This is a genomic window from Pseudoalteromonas sp. 11L1 (assembly GCF_055397545.1).
The window spans coordinates 141,429-156,635 of record NZ_AP041141.1 but is presented as its reverse complement, the minus strand read 5'-3'; the positions used below and the strand labels follow the sequence as shown (position 1 = coordinate 156,635).

The following is a 15,207-nucleotide window of genomic DNA, read 5'->3' as shown; positions in this document are numbered from 1 at the left end:
TGGCACCGTTTGATTTGAGGGTTACAAAAATTTAAAGGAATAAAATGAAACTAATTTATGTCGATGATAACTTGCCGGGCATAACTCGAAAGAGGCATGAAAACCAATGGGTTTATTATGATCCTGCAGGAAAGAAAATACATGATAAAGATGAAATAGAGCGGTTAGACAGTCTCGCTTTTCCCCCCGCATACAAAGATGTATGGTTATGTCCAGAAGAAAATGGGCATATTTTAGCTACTGGCTACGACAGCAAAGGCCGCAAGCAATACTTTTATCATCCCGAGTTTAGAGAGCAGCAAGAGCTTAAAAAGTTTGAAGCATGTGTTTTATTTGGAAATAAACTGCCTTTGTTAAGAGCAAAACTATCGGAATATTTGCGAGGTAATGAGCTTAATTACCAGCGCACAATCGCAGCCGTTGTACGTTTAATGGACCTTGGAGCTCTGCGTGTTGGTTCTAAAAAAAATGCCAAACATAACAATAGTTTTGGTGCTACGACATTACGTAGCCGGCATGCAAAACTTACGGGTAAAAATATTCGCTTAAAATATAAAGCAAAATCCGGTAAGCAAAGAGAAGTGAACATAACAGATAAAGTGCTTAGCTCTATCATACAGCAGTTGCAAGATTTGCCTGGGCAGAGCTTATTCCAATATATCGATGAAGGCGAGTGTTGTGATGTTACCTCCAAAGAAGTGAATGAGTTTATTCAAAGTGTTATGGGTGAGCAGTTTAGTGCAAAACATTTTAGAACATGGCGGGCCAGTGTTTTGGCATTTGAAGTCTTACATAAATCAAACGGCCAGCTTTCGCTTAAAGATATGTTAGGTAGCGTTTCAAGTAATTTAGGGAATACCCCAGCAATAGCTCGTAATTCATATATTCATCCAAAGTTGATTGAGCTGTGTAAAGGAGGTAAAGAAGCTCTAAAGGACTTTAATAACTTAGACAAACTACCCCGTAAGACTAAGTACCTGAGTCGCTATGAGCGTGGGTTGTTGATATTTTTAGAAGAACAATGCTAATAACGTTAGTCTCTTTGTAATTATACTCATATTTCAATCGCTTGAGTTATACCTATGTGTGTGAACTTTTTACAACTTCTAGCAACTTTTACTGTAAAACGTAGAGTTCTACTTTGCTTTTTTTATTTATCTTTCTGATTTTAAAGGATTAAAACTTTGGTTTGAATGTTGCTAATTACTTAGCGTACTTTCTTAAACAAATAAAGGAGTTATTATGAGTACTGTTATTACTGGGTTATTCGATAATGCATCACAAGCAACATTAGCAATTTATAGATTAGAAGCTTTAGGTGTAAGTGAGGCGGATATAAGCGTTGTTGCTAACGACTCGTATACAAAGGAAGACTTTGCTGTAGATGAAGGTACCAAAGCTGCAGAGGGCGGTTTGCTGGGCGCTGCATCTGGAGGCGTGTTAGCAGCAATTATTGGTGGTTTTACCGCTGTTGGTGCAGTCGCTTCGGGTGGTGCCGGCTTATTAGTTGCAGGTCCTTTGGTTTCAGCACTTGCAGCTGGTGGCGCAGGTGCTGCCGTTGGTGGGACTTTAGGTGCAGCAATCGGCGCATTTATTCCAGAACATGAAATTAAGTATTATGAAAACGCAATTGAGAAGGGTTCAATACTCGTCGGTGTTAAATATAACAGCGATAACAAAAATAGTATTGAAGAGATTCTTGATAATGCTGGTGCAAGCAAGGTTTCAAAAGCGTAATATTTTAGAATGCACTATAAGTATCTAAAAAGTAAAAAGGTGGAACTGCGTTCCATCTTTTTACGCGTTTGATTTTAAAACTATCTGAGTTTGGTATATTAATCTATATTGGCAACCAATGAATTATTTAGCCCACCTTTATTTAGCACAGCCTACGGCTGATTCCCATTTTGGCAATTTGCTGGGAGACTTTGGGGGGCAACGGCAGCTAACGCACATACCTACGAGCGTTAAAAACGCGCTTGATAATCATTATTTAGTGGATAAATTTACTGACGCACACCCTTTTGTTAAAGAAGCTAAACAGCTTTTTTCACCCAAGCGCAGGCGCTTTGCTGGCGTGGCTATAGATGTGGTGTTTGATCATTTTCTGATTGCGCATTGGCAGCAGTTTAATAACCAATCATTAATTGATTTTAAGCACACCAGTTATGGGCTTTTGGATAAGCGTATACCTGTAATGCCTACACGAATGCAACGTGTAGTAACCAGTATGACGCAAAACGATTGGTTTAAAGAGTATGAAAGCGTTGATGGGGTTGGGCGGGCGCTTGATAATATTGCTAAACGGATTCGCTTTACTAATAATTTTACAGGCACCGCTGAAGATATAACCCGACATTATAGTGAGCTAGATGGACTGTTTTTAGCGTTTTTCCCTGAGCTAATTGAACACGTTAATGAGTTTAATTTGGAGAGCGCACCGAGGTAGAGTGCGCTTACAAAATAAGTGGTTTAGTCGTCTGGTCCTTTTAAGGTAAATACTAAATGTTTACGCATATCTTTCAAAATTACGCCTTTTTTAAGCATGGCACCGCTTAAGCGCTTTTGCCATTTTAATAACTCAGGCTCTGCCGCAGTTAGTGCCTGTTGGTTTTCAAACTGAAAACACATTAGTAAAGAGCCCGGAAATAAATGATATTCCACATCAAACCAGCACTGCAGCATACCTGGAATTTCAGCACGGCCTTGCTCTTCTATATTGTCAGCAACACTGAGGACGAGTGCTTGTTGTTTAACTTGCACAGCAGATAGTTTTTTCATGGGAGAAGATCCAATTTAGAGGCTAAGAATACAGCCGGAATAATACATTATACCCAAGCTTTCAGGGTGATAACAATGTTAGCCATACTTTAAATTAGATGGCTCATAGTGAAGACTGGTTGTGGTTAGTTTAGTAGTTCAATCGGTTTGAATACACTATTTATCAAGGGAAATTATGAATCATATAGTTGTTTTTTTAGTTATTATTTTTATGTTGTCAGGGTGCTCTGAAGAGCAAGTTTCTGAGCAAAAATTAAAACCTGTTTCTGCCATTGAGTTAAATAAAACTAAATCGTTTGATAGTCGTATTTTATCAGGTGTTATCCAACCTGCTAACACAGCCACTTTAACATTTGAGGTTAGCGGAAAGGTCGAAGACGTTTTTTTTGAAATTGGTGAGTCTTTTAAAGAAGGTGAGCCGTTAGCTAGGCTGGAACAAACAAAATATTTATTGGCAGTGCAAGAGGCCAAAGGACAGGTCTCTAATGCAAAGGCTACGATGCTAAATGTTAAGCAGGATTTTGAACGTAAAGCGTCACTGGTTGATGATGGTGCGGTGTCTGGCGCGCAATACGATTTAGCAAAGTCGCAATATGAGAGCGCCAAGGATAAAGTCGATATTGCTCAAGTGCGACTAGCGATGGCAAGAGAAGAGTTAAAAGATACCACGCTAATTGCGCCCTATGCTGGGACTATCTCAAAACGTAATATTGAACCTTCGCAACAAGTCAGCCCTAATATCTCGGCACTTTTAATCCAAGGTAAAGAAAGTTTTGAAGTCTCAGCGCTTGCGCCTGAAGGGCTTCTCTCCTCGTTAACTATTGATAAACCGGCAAAGGTAACTATTTCAGCTTTAGATAAATCGTTGAATGCCAAAATTAAAGAAATTGGCTCAGCTGCTCAAGGAGCGAATGCTTTTCCTATTATTTTAAAAATCTCAGCTAATGATATCGCAGGTATCAGAACGGGTATGAGTGCAGAAGTGCAATTTAAACAACAGCAGGGAGAAAGCGATGGTTTTATGGTGCCTGTAAGTGCAATCATGGCAAAAGAAAATAACCAACACTTTGTTTTTAAACTGATAACAACAGCGCAAGCTGACTCACAACCAGCTGGCTACGTTTTACAAAAAACAACAGTGGATGTAATGAAATTTTTTGCGCAAAAAGCGCAAATTAAAGGAGATTTAAAAGAGGGGGAACAAATTGTTAACGCGGGAATGGCTTTTTTACACGATGGGCAAAAAGTAACGCTTATCGAAGGCGAAATTAAGCGCCTTAATCCATAACCCGCTACGGAGATTTAAACGATGAAGATCCCTACTATTTCAGAGCTTGCTCTTGATCATAATCGCCTTATGTTAGCTATTGTTTTTGGCCTTATGTTATTTGGCGCCTTTAGTTATTATCAACTACCAAAGCAAGAAGATCCTAAAATAAAAATTCGTGAAGCTGTTGTCACAACCGCTTATCCGGGAATGAGCGCAAAAAAAGTAGAGTTGTTGATCACTAAAACACTCGAAGAAGCTATTCGTGAAATGCCCAGTATTGCCGAAATTCGCTCAGTATCTATCCCTGGTCGTTCTATTATTCACGCTGAGCTTAAGCAAAGTGTTGAGCAAAGTGAGTTTGATCAACAATGGGATAAACTGCGCGATCAAATAAACGCAGTGCGTGATGACTTACCCAATGGGACATTGCCTTATGTAGTAAACGATGATTTTGGTGATGTTGCCGTATTAACAGTGGCACTTATTGCTGAACCTGCCTACAGTATGGGCGATCGCCAAGATGTGGCGCAACACATTGCTGATATGCTGCATCAAGTTGAGGGCACTAAAAAAATTGATATTTTGGGCATTCAACAAGAGCGTATTTTTATTGAAATTGAAAATGCTAAGCTCGCTCAACTGGGTATTGCACCTGACCAATTAATTGGTGCTTTAAAAAACCAAAATATTATACGCCCTAGTGGGGTTATTGACGCCAATGGCAAAAACTTTATTATTCAACCTTCAGGAAATTACCAAAACCTTGCCGATATTAGAAATACACTTATCAGTGTGCCTAACCAGCCTGAAACAATATTGCTGCGCGATATTGCTAAAATAAGCCGTAAAGTGGTCGATCCCCCATCAAGAACAAGTTATTACAATAATCGCCAAGCCATTATTTTTGCCATATCTAAGGATGAACAAGCGGATGTGCTTAAGTTCACTCCTAAAATAGAAGCGATGATAGCGCAAATTAATCAAACTATTCCTGCAGGCTATCAATTAAAAAATATTACGCGCCAAGCCGATGTGGTTGAAGATGCAGTATTTGGTGTGACTTTTAGTGTTTTGCAAACCATCGTTATAGTATCAGTTGTGGTAGTGATGTTTTTAGGCTTACGCACTGGTCTGATTGTGGGCTCGATTGTGCCAGCAGCGATTTTAATCACGCTTTCAGTTATGAACTTTATGGGTATTCCATTAGAGCGTATGTCGCTAGCTACTTTAATTATTGCGCTTGGTCTTTTGGTTGATGATGGCATAATAATGGCTGAAGATTTTAAAAAGCGTATCGAAGATGGCGAAACGCGTGATGATGCTATTCGTAACACTTCAGGCACTCTTGCGATACCGTCTTTAACTTCATCATTAACAACTATTCTTGTGTTTTTACCCCTTATGTTGGCACAAAGTAGTGCCGGTGAATATACGCGCTCGATCTCCTTGGTGGTGCTAATTGCATTACTTACTTCTTGGGCGCTAAGCCTGACATTTACTACTTATTTATGTCATCGCTTTGTTAAAAAAGAAACGAGGCAAAAGCAAAATATTGTTCGCCGTAAAATTAATCGCTTTTTTGATAGCCTCACCCCGCTTTACGAAAAAGCATTACGACAAATTATGCGTGCGCGTATTGCGTTTGTTGTTGTTATTTTAGGACTATTTTTGGCAGGGGGCTGGGCTATGAGTCTAGTGCCTGCAAAGTTTTTTCCTGATTCTGATCGAGCACAAATTTTAGTGTACCTTGATATGCCAGCGGGTACTTCAATGCTTAAAACTGACGCAACGGTGCAGGCTATTTCAAAAAACTTGGATGATAAAGAACACTTTCCACATATTGAAAAATATGCGGCCTATGCTGGATTTGGTGGTCCTCGGTTTGTTTTATCACTTACACCTATCGACCCCGAACCTTCAAAAGCATTTTTTATGATTGATGTAGGTGAACGAAAGTTCGCCGATCCTACATTAAAGAGAGTGCGTGAGATGTTTGCTCAAGATTTTCCTGGTGTGATGGGGCGTGTTACGAAAATGTTCTTAGGGCCATCTGATTCTTCACTAATAGAGATTCAAGTTAAAGGTCCTGATAGTGATTATATTTATTCTGTTAGCGATGAAATTAAAACTTTGTTGCGAAATGTAGATGGCACGTTTGATATTAAAAGCGATTGGGAAAACCGCATTACGACACTTAAACTTGAGGTTAATCAGCAAAATGCTCGTCGTGCCGGAATTAGCTCAAATGATGTTGCCCAAGCGTTAGAAACCTATTTTTCTGGACGCATAATATCCGAGTTTCGTGAAGGTGATGATATATTCCCTATTGTATTAAGGGCGCAAGACAGTGAGCGATACGATTTAGATCGGATCAACAGTGTTAGTATTTATTCTTCTGCTAAAGGCGTCAGTGTTCCTTTAATGCAAGTGGCTGATATTCGCTATGAGACTCAGTTTGCCCGCATTGCTCGTGAAAATTTATTTCGTACCGTAACGGTACAAGCTAAAAATCAAATTATGTCGGCGCAAAGTATGGTGCCCTTACTTGAAGAGAAGCTTGCTAAAATAAAAGAAAAATTACCACCTGGATATAAAATTGAATACGACGGGGTGATTGGAGACTCCGCGGAATCGCAAGCTGCTATTTTAGCTAATTTACCGCTGTGTATTGCCATTATGGTGTTTATTATTATTGCGCAGTTTCGCTCTTACCGTGCAACCAGTATTGTATTTTTAACCGTACCCCTAATTATTATTGGTGCTGCTTTTGGTTTGTTGGTTATGCAAGCAAACTTTGGGTTTATGGTTATTTTAGGTTTATATGCGCTTGCCGGTATTATCATTAATAATGCGGTGATTTTAATAGACCGAATAAATATTGAACGTAAACAGATAGAGTGCTTAGAGCAACAAACCACAGAGCAGTCTAATCAACAAAACTTTGAGGCGGTAATCAATGCCTCTTTAAGGCGTTTACGACCTATTTTGATGTCTACTTGCACAACGATAATAGGCTTAATGCCACTTATTTTATCTAAAGATGTTTTGTTTTATGGTCAAGCAAGCACGATTGCGTTTGGTCTTGCTATGGGAACAATTTTAACATTAGGGTTTGTTCCGGTTGTGTATACTTTTTTCTTTAAAATAAAGCCAGTTAAAGCAGATAAAAAATAAACTCAGCGTGAGTTAGAGCAGACCCAAGATTGAGATTTTATAATAATTTTAAGCCTATTAGGTGGCAATTTTAGCCACTAAGTAGGCCTGTTTTACTCATGCTTTATTTGTTTAGATAAAAACAAGTTCGTGACATCAGCAACTTTTACTAATGACTCTTTATCAGCATGACTCCAAGTTACCTTTGAGTCTACACTTTCACAACAAATGACACCTAACGGCTTGTTATCAAGTTTATAAGTGTAATCAAGTAAAGAACAAATATTGAGTGGCTCAAAGTAAGAGTGAGTAAACGACTCGGTTACTTCGTTATTTCTGGCGTCTGAGGCGTCGAGTACTTGGTTGGTTAAAATATAGTTGAAATAAGCAGGGGAGTTTTCTGTATTTAAAACAGCACCACTTGACATGTCATCATTTTCATCAAGACAAATTAAGCAACTTAATGCGCTGTATTCTTTATTAAATAACCACAGACTGACTCGATTGGCATTAGGAATAAGCGCTTTTAACTCTTTGCATATTTGGTTTAGCTTCCTGTTACTAGAAACATTAGGATCGCTAATTTTTACTGCTAAGTTTTTGAGGTTGAGGTTTTTAGGATTATAAACATTGAGTAAGCTGTTGAGCTTAGCTTTATCGAACGGTTTTGTTAAGTAGCCATCCATGCCAATATCTAAATAATGCTCAATGTCTTGTTTTAGGGTATTTGCTGTCATAGCGATAATTGGAACGATTTTACCTGTAGGAAGCGATCTAATAGCCTGTGTGGCTTTTATGCCATCTATTTCAGGCATTTGTATATCCATGAAAATTAAGTCTACAGGGTGTTCTTTGAAGTACTTAACGCATTCTTTACCGTTCTCTGCGATTATTAAATCAGCATTATGTACCTTGAGCATTTTAACAATAATGAGCTGATTTATTTTATTATCTTCGGCAATTAAGACAGTACAACCTTGTAAGTTTGTTAGCTCAACGCTTTGCTTTGCTATTATTGGTGACAAAACAATCTCAAAGCGTTGCTCATAGGTGAACGTAGAGCCTTTACCTATTTGGCTGGTGAAGCTAAGGTGCCCCTGCATTAGCTCACTTAAACGAGCACAAATTGATAAGCCTAAACCTGTACCCCCATATTCTCTTGAGGTCGATGAGTCTGCCTGATGAAATTCTTTAAATAAATGTTCTTGAACAGTCTCATTAATGCCAAGGCCTGTATCAATAACTTCAAACTTGAGTACTTGTGTTTGCAATGTACTGCTTTTAATACTTACTTTCAGTTCGACTTGGCCAGTTTTGGTGAATTTAATCGCATTTGAGCACAAGTTATTTAAAATTTGCGAAACCCGAAGAGGATCCCCTTTAAAATTATCTGCTATTTTAGAGTCTACCGATGTAATAAGCTTTATACCTTTAGTAGACGCTTGCTGTAACTGGGGCTTTATCACATCGCTAATAACGTCATTAAGATCGAAGTCGATATGTTCAATTTCTAATTTACCAGCCTCAATTTTAGAAAAGTCTAAAATGTCATTTACAATATTTGATAAGTAATGAGCTGACTTTAATATACTTTTTAAAGTGCTGTCTTTTTCCTCTGTTGTGGTTTCGGTCATACCAAATTCAGCTAAATTTAAAATCCCATGCAATGGGGTTCTCAGCTCGTGAGTCATATTTGCTAAAAATTTACTCTTAGTGTTATTGGCCGTATCTGCTTCTTCTTTTAACTTTTCTAGTTCTTTATTGTGTGCTTTTTGTTTTTCTAATGCCATAGACAGCTTTTTATTATTAAGCCTAAGCTCTAGTTGCGCAATAACCTCTTTGCCCAAAACCGTGAGCGCATTTATTTGTTTGCTCGAAAGCTTTTTTGGTTTATCACTAATAACACATAACGTACCTATAGCATTACCTCTAGGAGTGATAAGTGGTGTACCTGCGTAAAAGCGAATGTTTGGGTCGTTTGCAACCAAGGGGTTATCGTGAAAGCGGGTATCAGTAAGTGCATTTTGAACTTCGAACACTTGGTTTTCTAAAATTGCGTGAGAACAAAATGATATATCTCGTGCTGTTTCGGCTACATCAATTCCATACTTAGACTTAAACCATTGCCTGTTGGGATCAACAAGGCTTATCAGTGAAATTGGCGTTTCGCAAATATCAGATGCAAGTTGGGTTAAGTCGTCAAAGGATTTTTCAGCTTCAGTGTCTAAAACGTCATACTCATATAGGTCTTTTAGCCGTGATAGTTCATCTTCAGGTGTTGACGCTTTTATCATTATGCAACCTTGTTTTTGATGTGATTAACACTAGATAATCGAATAAAAATAATAGCGAACTAGCTGACGTAAAATAAAAAAGTACGCGTTTAATATTTTTGCCTAAAGTGTATTTATTTACGAACTCAAATTTAGCTAAATACATTTAAATTATTATGCTCAATTAGTTAGCTTATATGACTAGTTAAGTTTTTACCAATTGATTTTAAATTGCTCAATCAACAATCCTATTACGGCCTTTCGTTTTTGCTTCGTATAAATAGTCATCAACGTATTTTAAGCTGTTTTGTAGGCTGATAGAGCCATCATGGGTAAGCAGCCCAATACTTACCGTAAAGCTAATATTTTTATTGCGATAGAAAACTTTATGTTGATTAATCGTGTTTTTAATTCGCTCAGCGGCTTGCTTAGCTTCTGCTTTGTTTGTATTGGGCATAATAATTAAAAACTCTTCACCGCCCAGGCGAAATACAAAATCGTGCTTTCTGGTTAAAGAGCGTAATGTATTGGTAAGCTCTTTTAAGCTTAAATCGCCAGCTTCGTGGCCATAATTATCATTTATTGCTTTAAAATGGTCTATGTCGAGCATTAATAATGAAATATAGGTGTTTTTATTTTGCGTTTTTAATAGTTCATCGCTGAGTGTTCTGTATAAAGTTCGTCTATTTAAACAGCCTGTAAGTGGGTCTATATTGGCTTGCTTTTCTAGCTCTTTATTAAGTGAAGAGAGTTCTTGAGTACGCGCCTGAATACGTTGCTCTAAACTGGTATTGAGGGCTATCAGTTTATGCTCTATGTTTATTTCTTTGGTTACGTCGTTTTGTACAGCAAAGTAATAAGCCACTTTGCCGTCTCTAAAAATGGGTGATATGGCCAGTTCATTCCAATAAGGGTCACCATTTTGCGTATAGTTTAAAATTCGGGTGGTTATAGGGATGCCTTTTTTAAGATGAATTTTAAGTTGCTCTATTGTGTTGGCGTCAGTTTTTTCACCTTGTAAAATGGAGCCAAGCTTTTTACCTTCTACTTGATTCAGTGGGTAGCCCGTAATTCTTTCAAATGAGCCATTTACCCAAATAACACGCTTGTCTTTATCGGCAATCACCATTCCTACAGTGGTTTCTTTGAGTGCAGTAACTAAAAAATCCCGCTCCAGAGCTATTTTTTCATTCCCTGATATGTCTTGAAAAATGCCATATAACTTAGTGATTTCACCGTTTAAATCTCTCGATACATTGCCGCTTGATATAACAGTGCGCTCTTGTAGATCGTCATCTACAACACGAAGCTTTATACAGCTCCATTCTTGTCCGCATGCAAGAGCTTGCTCGATCGCATCTGTTATTTTGGATTTGTCATCTTCATGATAAAAATTTATTGCAGTATCTAGTTGAGGGGAATAGTTACTCGGTGAAACACCATGAATGGTGTAAATTTCATCGGTCCAAAATAATTGGTTAGTTATACAGTCGAACTGCCAATAGCCTACCTTTAATACTTCGCCGGCATTTTCTATGATGGTTTGTAATTCGTTATTGCTAATAACAGACGACACTTGGGCAAAATGCTGGTTAAAAACTAAAACTATATATTGGTGTTGGTTTTGCTGCACACTGTGTAAGCAACAATTTAGTTTAATGGAGTAATCGGTTGCTAATGTTAGTTCAATATCAAATTGATCTAACTCATTATGTTGCGATTTTAGTGCGAGAATTTGTTGTTGTAATAGATCTTTGCTTTCAGTAGTACAACAGCCATAAAGGCTTTCAATGGTGGGTACTTTTTTAGCTGCAACATTAAGCTCTGACCACCTTTGAGAAAGATAACTAAGCTGATTATTATTATCAAATACCATTAAAAGAAAATTACACTTTTCTAGCAGCGCAATATTTATGTCTTTAATATCCATAAGCTCCCTACATATGAAAAGTATTACAACAATAAGGTTGAGTATAGACACCTTCTTTTATTTTTTCAGTCTAAGACAGTGTTAATAGTTGGCAGAATTCTTACTAAAAATGTATTTCAGGTTTGTTTTTATCACTTTCCTGATAAGGTATTGGTTGTATAACAATATTTTAACGTTATTTCGTTGTTGTTAACGCAGAACGAATCACCGGAGAGTTTAATGAGCATATTTCGATTGAGTGTTGTTACCTCGTTTTTTTTCGCAGTTAACATCGTTGCTACTAATGCACATGCGAGTACTAAAATAATTCATGCAGGAGAGTTATTGGCTATTCCCGGAGAAAAACCACAACAAAAACAAACTATAGTAATAGAAAATGGCAAAATAGTTTCGGTATCAGCGGGTTTTTTACCTATCAACCGTTTTGGTGAAAATGCTCAGTTAATCGATTTATCGACCCGCTTTGTTATGCCTGGGCTCATGGATATGCATGTGCATTTACAAGGTGAGCTTGGGCCAGATAACAAAAAAGAGCTGGTGGAAATGTCTGATGCAGATATAGCAATGCGCAGTGTGCATTTTGCTAACAAAACCCTTATGGCGGGTTTTACTACAGTGCGTGATGTGGGCAGTCAAAGTGAGCAAATGTACGCATTAAGAAATGGGGTGGCCAAAGGGTGGATAAGTGGCCCTCGAATTATTGCTGGTGCTGGCGTTACTATTACCGGCGGGCACTTAGATGTTGATGGTATGAGCCCAGACTTACTCACTATGAAAACACCGCCCACAGTGTGTGATGGCGCTATTGAATGCCGCAAAAAAACTCGCTATGCAATTAAATACGGGGCTGATTTAATTAAAGTTGCTTCTACCGGTGGCGTGCTTTCGGATACTACTACGGGCACAGGGCAGCAAATGCAAGACGATGAACTTAAAGCTGTAGTTGATACAGCGCATGGTTTAGGGCGAAAAGTAGCTAGTCATGCGCATGCCGCTCAAGGTATTAATGCAGCATTACGTGCGGGCGTTGATAGCATTGAGCACGGTAGTTACACAGATGATGAAGGCATTAAATTATTTAAAGAAACAGGGGCTTATTTAGTCCCTACTTTGCTTGCTGGGCACACCGTAGTTAGGTTAGCAAAAAACAGTGACTTTATGTCTGCGCCAATTAAAAGCAAAGCAATTAGGGTGGGGGGCGATATGCTCAACAATTTTACCAAGGCATATAAGTCCGGGGTAAACATTGCATTTGGTACCGACAGTGGCGTATCTAAGCACGGCATTAACGCACAAGAAGCGGTATTGATGTACCAAGCAGGTATGACTCCTGCTGATATCTTAAAGTCGGCAACGGTTAACGCGGCTGATTTGATTGATATGAATCATAGCTTAGGCACCATAGAGCCTGGTAAGTTTGCTGATATTATTGCCTTAGACACCAGCCCACTTAGCGATATTAGCGCTTTATTGGATGTTGATTTTGTTATGAAAGAAGGCACGGTTTTTAAACAACAATAAATCATTCTATTTATTTTATTAATAATGACGTAATAGCCCTGGTAAGTCGTATTAAAAAATTTGTAAACGACTGCCAGCGTTTTTAGTTATATCGCTTTTAAGGTTAAAAAAGGAAGTATTTTATTTTGAAATGCTTAGTAGTTTTATTTTTAGTTGTATGGCCTTTTTTGGTTAATGCCACCGCGCTGCAAGTTAACTTTCCTGATGTAGATAATAATGTTGCATACGCAAGTGTTGCTTCGCTTGGATTTAACTCAGCTGATGAAAAAGTAGCCTACGGCAGTGATGAGTCACAGTACGCATTACTCTGGCGCGCAAAAAAAATACAGCCGCAAAACCCGTTAGTTATTTTACTTCATGGTGGTTGTTGGCTAAGTGCATACGATATTAAACATACCTACGCGTTAAGTACTGGGCTTGCACAAGCTGGTTTTAACGTATGGTCTTTAGAGTATAGAAGAAGCGGCGCAAGCGGTGGTGGCTGGCCTGCAACGTTTAATGATGTAAAAGCCGGAATTTTAGCTGTAAGTAAATATAACAATGGCGAGTTTAATTTAGCTGACTCGGTTGTGGTAGGACACTCCGCTGGTGGGCATTTAGCTCTGCTTGCTGGTGGTGAAATTGATCAGCTTAAAGGGGTTATTGCCTTAGCCCCTATTACTGATATAAAAGCGTATGCGCGTGGTGATAATAGTTGTCAAAAAGTGACTCAAGATTTTATGCAAGGCATGCCAACTGATAAACCTAAGGCATACACGCAAGCTAACCCGAGTGAGCAGCCACTTCATCCGCAAAGCATTATATTACAAGGTGACCAAGATGCCATCGTGCCTGCTTTTAATTTAGAACAGCTTAAACGTCCAGTTGTCATGTTAGAAGGCGTGGGGCATTTTGATTGGATCCATCCGGGATCAGCTGCATTTAATACACTAATACAAAATTTGAATGAGATGTAACAATGAATTTTAATGAGATTATAGCGCTTGATAAAGTGGATACGCTGGCTCACAAACGTGACGAATTTGATTTACCCGCAGACACTATTTATCTCGATGGTAATTCGTTAGGTGCTCTGCCTAAAGCAGTAAAACCGCGCGTAGCTGAGGTGGTAAGCCAGCAATGGGGTAGTCACCTAATCAGAAGTTGGAATGATCACCAATGGATTGATTTACCTACTCAGGTAGGGGAGAAAATAGCGCCTATTATTGGCGCCGACAAAGGCCAAGTTATTTGTTGTGATTCTATTTCGGTTAATTTATTTAAACTATTAAGTAGTGCGCTATCGTTAAACTCTGAGCGTAACGTGGTGTTATCTACCGAGGATAACTTTCCTACTGACTTATACATGGTTCAAGGGTTAAGTGAATTATTAGGCCCCGACTTATGTCAGCTAAAACTCGTCGCAGAGCAAGATATTGAACAAAGCCTAAATGATACAGTGGCAGTATTACTGTTAACACAGGTGAATTTTAGAACCGGTAAATTGTTAGATATGCAAAAAATCACCCAGCTAGCTCATGAAAAAGGCATTTTGGTGATATGGGATTTAGCTCATAGTGCAGGTGCTATACCGGTTGAACTTGATGACTGTAATGCTGATTTTGCTGTTGGTTGTGGCTATAAATACTTAAATGGCGGTCCTGGTTCGCCTGCGTTTTTATATGTAGCAAAACGCCACCAAGCTGCTGTAAAACACCCCTTATCAGGCTGGATGGGTCATGCAAAACCATTTGCTTTTGATGCAAAATATCAACGTGCTAAGAATATAAATCAGTATTTATGTGGCACACCCAGTGTAATTGCTATGAGTGCTTTAGATGCTGCGCTTGATGTATGGCAAGATGTAGATATTTCACAAATAAGAGAAAAGTCGATTGCACTTGCTGACGTATTTATTAAATTAGTAAAAACACATTCATGCTTAAGTGATTTGCGCTTATGTTCCACTGAAAATTCGAGCCAAAGAGGTAGCCAACTAGCATTTTCACATACCGACGCATTTGCTATATGCCAAGCGTTAATTGAAAAAGGGGTTATTGCTGATTTTCGTGCACCTAATATTCTACGCTTTGGTTTTACGCCACTTTATACTTCGTTTGAAGAGATTTGGCAGGCAGTGGCTATTTTAGCTGAGGTGGTTAAAACCCAGCTATATACCCAGCCACGTTTTAATTTAGCGGGTAAAGTGACGTAATTTTATAATTGTATATAACTAACAATGGCTCATTGAGTTTCTCAAGTTAAAAAGTGCGTTGCGCTAGCAGGATAACTGGCAGCGC

Annotated in this window: 11 protein-coding genes; 8 read left to right on the top strand and 3 right to left on the bottom strand. The window is 38.5% G+C overall.

Going from position 1 to position 15,207, the window contains the following annotated elements:
* The first annotated feature begins 44 nt into the window (after positions 1-44).
* The 3 genes from ACZ5WS_RS00715 (at position 45) to ACZ5WS_RS00705 (ending at position 2,449) form a co-directional block, all read left to right on the top strand.
* A complete protein-coding gene (locus ACZ5WS_RS00715) occupies positions 45-1,028 on the top strand; it encodes a DNA topoisomerase IB (RefSeq protein WP_464709990.1) in 984 nt (327 codons plus the stop codon).
* 214 nt (positions 1,029-1,242) lie between these two features.
* Positions 1,243-1,737 carry a general stress protein gene (locus ACZ5WS_RS00710; RefSeq protein ID WP_290170856.1) on the top strand — a complete coding sequence of 165 codons (495 nt, stop codon included), beginning with the start codon at positions 1,243-1,245 and terminating at the stop codon, positions 1,735-1,737.
* A gap of 118 nt (positions 1,738-1,855) precedes the next feature.
* On the top strand, positions 1,856-2,449 hold the full coding sequence (locus ACZ5WS_RS00705) for an acyl carrier protein phosphodiesterase (protein ID WP_464709987.1): 594 nt from the start codon (positions 1,856-1,858) through the stop codon (positions 2,447-2,449).
* A 23-nt stretch (positions 2,450-2,472) separates the two neighbouring features.
* On the opposite strand, the gene ACZ5WS_RS00700 is transcribed toward ACZ5WS_RS00705, so the two are convergent.
* Positions 2,473-2,781, bottom strand: coding sequence for a hypothetical protein (locus tag ACZ5WS_RS00700; RefSeq protein ID WP_464709986.1), 309 nt, complete (start codon positions 2,779-2,781; stop codon positions 2,473-2,475).
* 175 nt (positions 2,782-2,956) lie between these two features.
* Between ACZ5WS_RS00700 and ACZ5WS_RS00695 the strand changes: the two genes are divergently transcribed.
* Both ACZ5WS_RS00695 and ACZ5WS_RS00690 read left to right on the top strand, forming a co-directional pair.
* A complete protein-coding gene (locus tag ACZ5WS_RS00695; protein ID WP_464709984.1) occupies positions 2,957-4,069 on the top strand; it encodes an efflux RND transporter periplasmic adaptor subunit in 1,113 nt (370 codons plus the stop codon).
* A gap of 21 nt (positions 4,070-4,090) precedes the next feature.
* Positions 4,091-7,225 (top strand): efflux RND transporter permease subunit, encoded by a 3,135-nt coding sequence (locus ACZ5WS_RS00690; protein WP_464709982.1) that lies wholly within the window; start codon positions 4,091-4,093, stop codon positions 7,223-7,225.
* A gap of 92 nt (positions 7,226-7,317) precedes the next feature.
* Here ACZ5WS_RS00690 and ACZ5WS_RS00685 read toward each other — a convergent pair whose 3' ends face one another.
* Both ACZ5WS_RS00685 and ACZ5WS_RS00680 read right to left on the bottom strand, forming a co-directional pair.
* Positions 7,318-9,498, bottom strand: coding sequence for an ATP-binding protein (locus tag ACZ5WS_RS00685; RefSeq protein ID WP_464709981.1), 2,181 nt, complete (start codon positions 9,496-9,498; stop codon positions 7,318-7,320).
* A gap of 214 nt (positions 9,499-9,712) precedes the next feature.
* Positions 9,713-11,407: a GGDEF domain-containing protein gene (locus ACZ5WS_RS00680; protein WP_464709978.1), complete on the bottom strand. Its 1,695-nt coding sequence runs from the start codon at positions 11,405-11,407 to the stop codon at positions 9,713-9,715.
* 219 nt (positions 11,408-11,626) lie between these two features.
* Between ACZ5WS_RS00680 and ACZ5WS_RS00675 the strand changes: the two genes are divergently transcribed.
* From ACZ5WS_RS00675 to kynU, 3 genes are all read left to right on the top strand, one after another.
* Positions 11,627-12,928 carry a metal-dependent hydrolase family protein gene (locus ACZ5WS_RS00675; protein WP_178955067.1) on the top strand — a complete coding sequence of 434 codons (1,302 nt, stop codon included), beginning with the start codon at positions 11,627-11,629 and terminating at the stop codon, positions 12,926-12,928.
* 125 nt (positions 12,929-13,053) lie between these two features.
* Complete coding sequence (locus tag ACZ5WS_RS00670; protein WP_464709973.1) at positions 13,054-13,884, top strand: alpha/beta hydrolase family protein; 831 nt, start codon at positions 13,054-13,056, stop codon at positions 13,882-13,884.
* A gap of 2 nt (positions 13,885-13,886) precedes the next feature.
* Complete coding sequence (gene kynU, locus ACZ5WS_RS00665; protein WP_464709972.1) at positions 13,887-15,122, top strand: kynureninase; 1,236 nt, start codon at positions 13,887-13,889, stop codon at positions 15,120-15,122.
* Positions 15,123-15,207: the final 85 nt, after the last annotated feature.

Bases quoted from the DNA above. Each gene is read 5' to 3' on its own strand.
- ACZ5WS_RS00715 (WP_464709990.1), top strand. From the start codon at position 45: ATGAAACTAATTTATGTCGATGATAACTTGCCGGGCATAACTCGAAAG.
- ACZ5WS_RS00710 (WP_290170856.1), top strand. From the start codon at position 1,243: ATGAGTACTGTTATTACTGGGTTATTCGATAATGCATCACAAGCAACA.
- ACZ5WS_RS00705 (WP_464709987.1), top strand. From the start codon at position 1,856: ATGAATTATTTAGCCCACCTTTATTTAGCACAGCCTACGGCTGATTCC.
- ACZ5WS_RS00700 (WP_464709986.1), bottom strand. From the start codon at position 2,781: ATGAAAAAACTATCTGCTGTGCAAGTTAAACAACAAGCACTCGTCCTC.
- ACZ5WS_RS00695 (WP_464709984.1), top strand. From the start codon at position 2,957: ATGAATCATATAGTTGTTTTTTTAGTTATTATTTTTATGTTGTCAGGG.
- ACZ5WS_RS00690 (WP_464709982.1), top strand. From the start codon at position 4,091: ATGAAGATCCCTACTATTTCAGAGCTTGCTCTTGATCATAATCGCCTT.
- ACZ5WS_RS00685 (WP_464709981.1), bottom strand. From the start codon at position 9,498: ATGATAAAAGCGTCAACACCTGAAGATGAACTATCACGGCTAAAAGAC.
- ACZ5WS_RS00680 (WP_464709978.1), bottom strand. From the start codon at position 11,407: ATGGATATTAAAGACATAAATATTGCGCTGCTAGAAAAGTGTAATTTT.
- ACZ5WS_RS00675 (WP_178955067.1), top strand. From the start codon at position 11,627: ATGAGCATATTTCGATTGAGTGTTGTTACCTCGTTTTTTTTCGCAGTT.
- kynU (WP_464709972.1), top strand. From the start codon at position 13,887: ATGAATTTTAATGAGATTATAGCGCTTGATAAAGTGGATACGCTGGCT.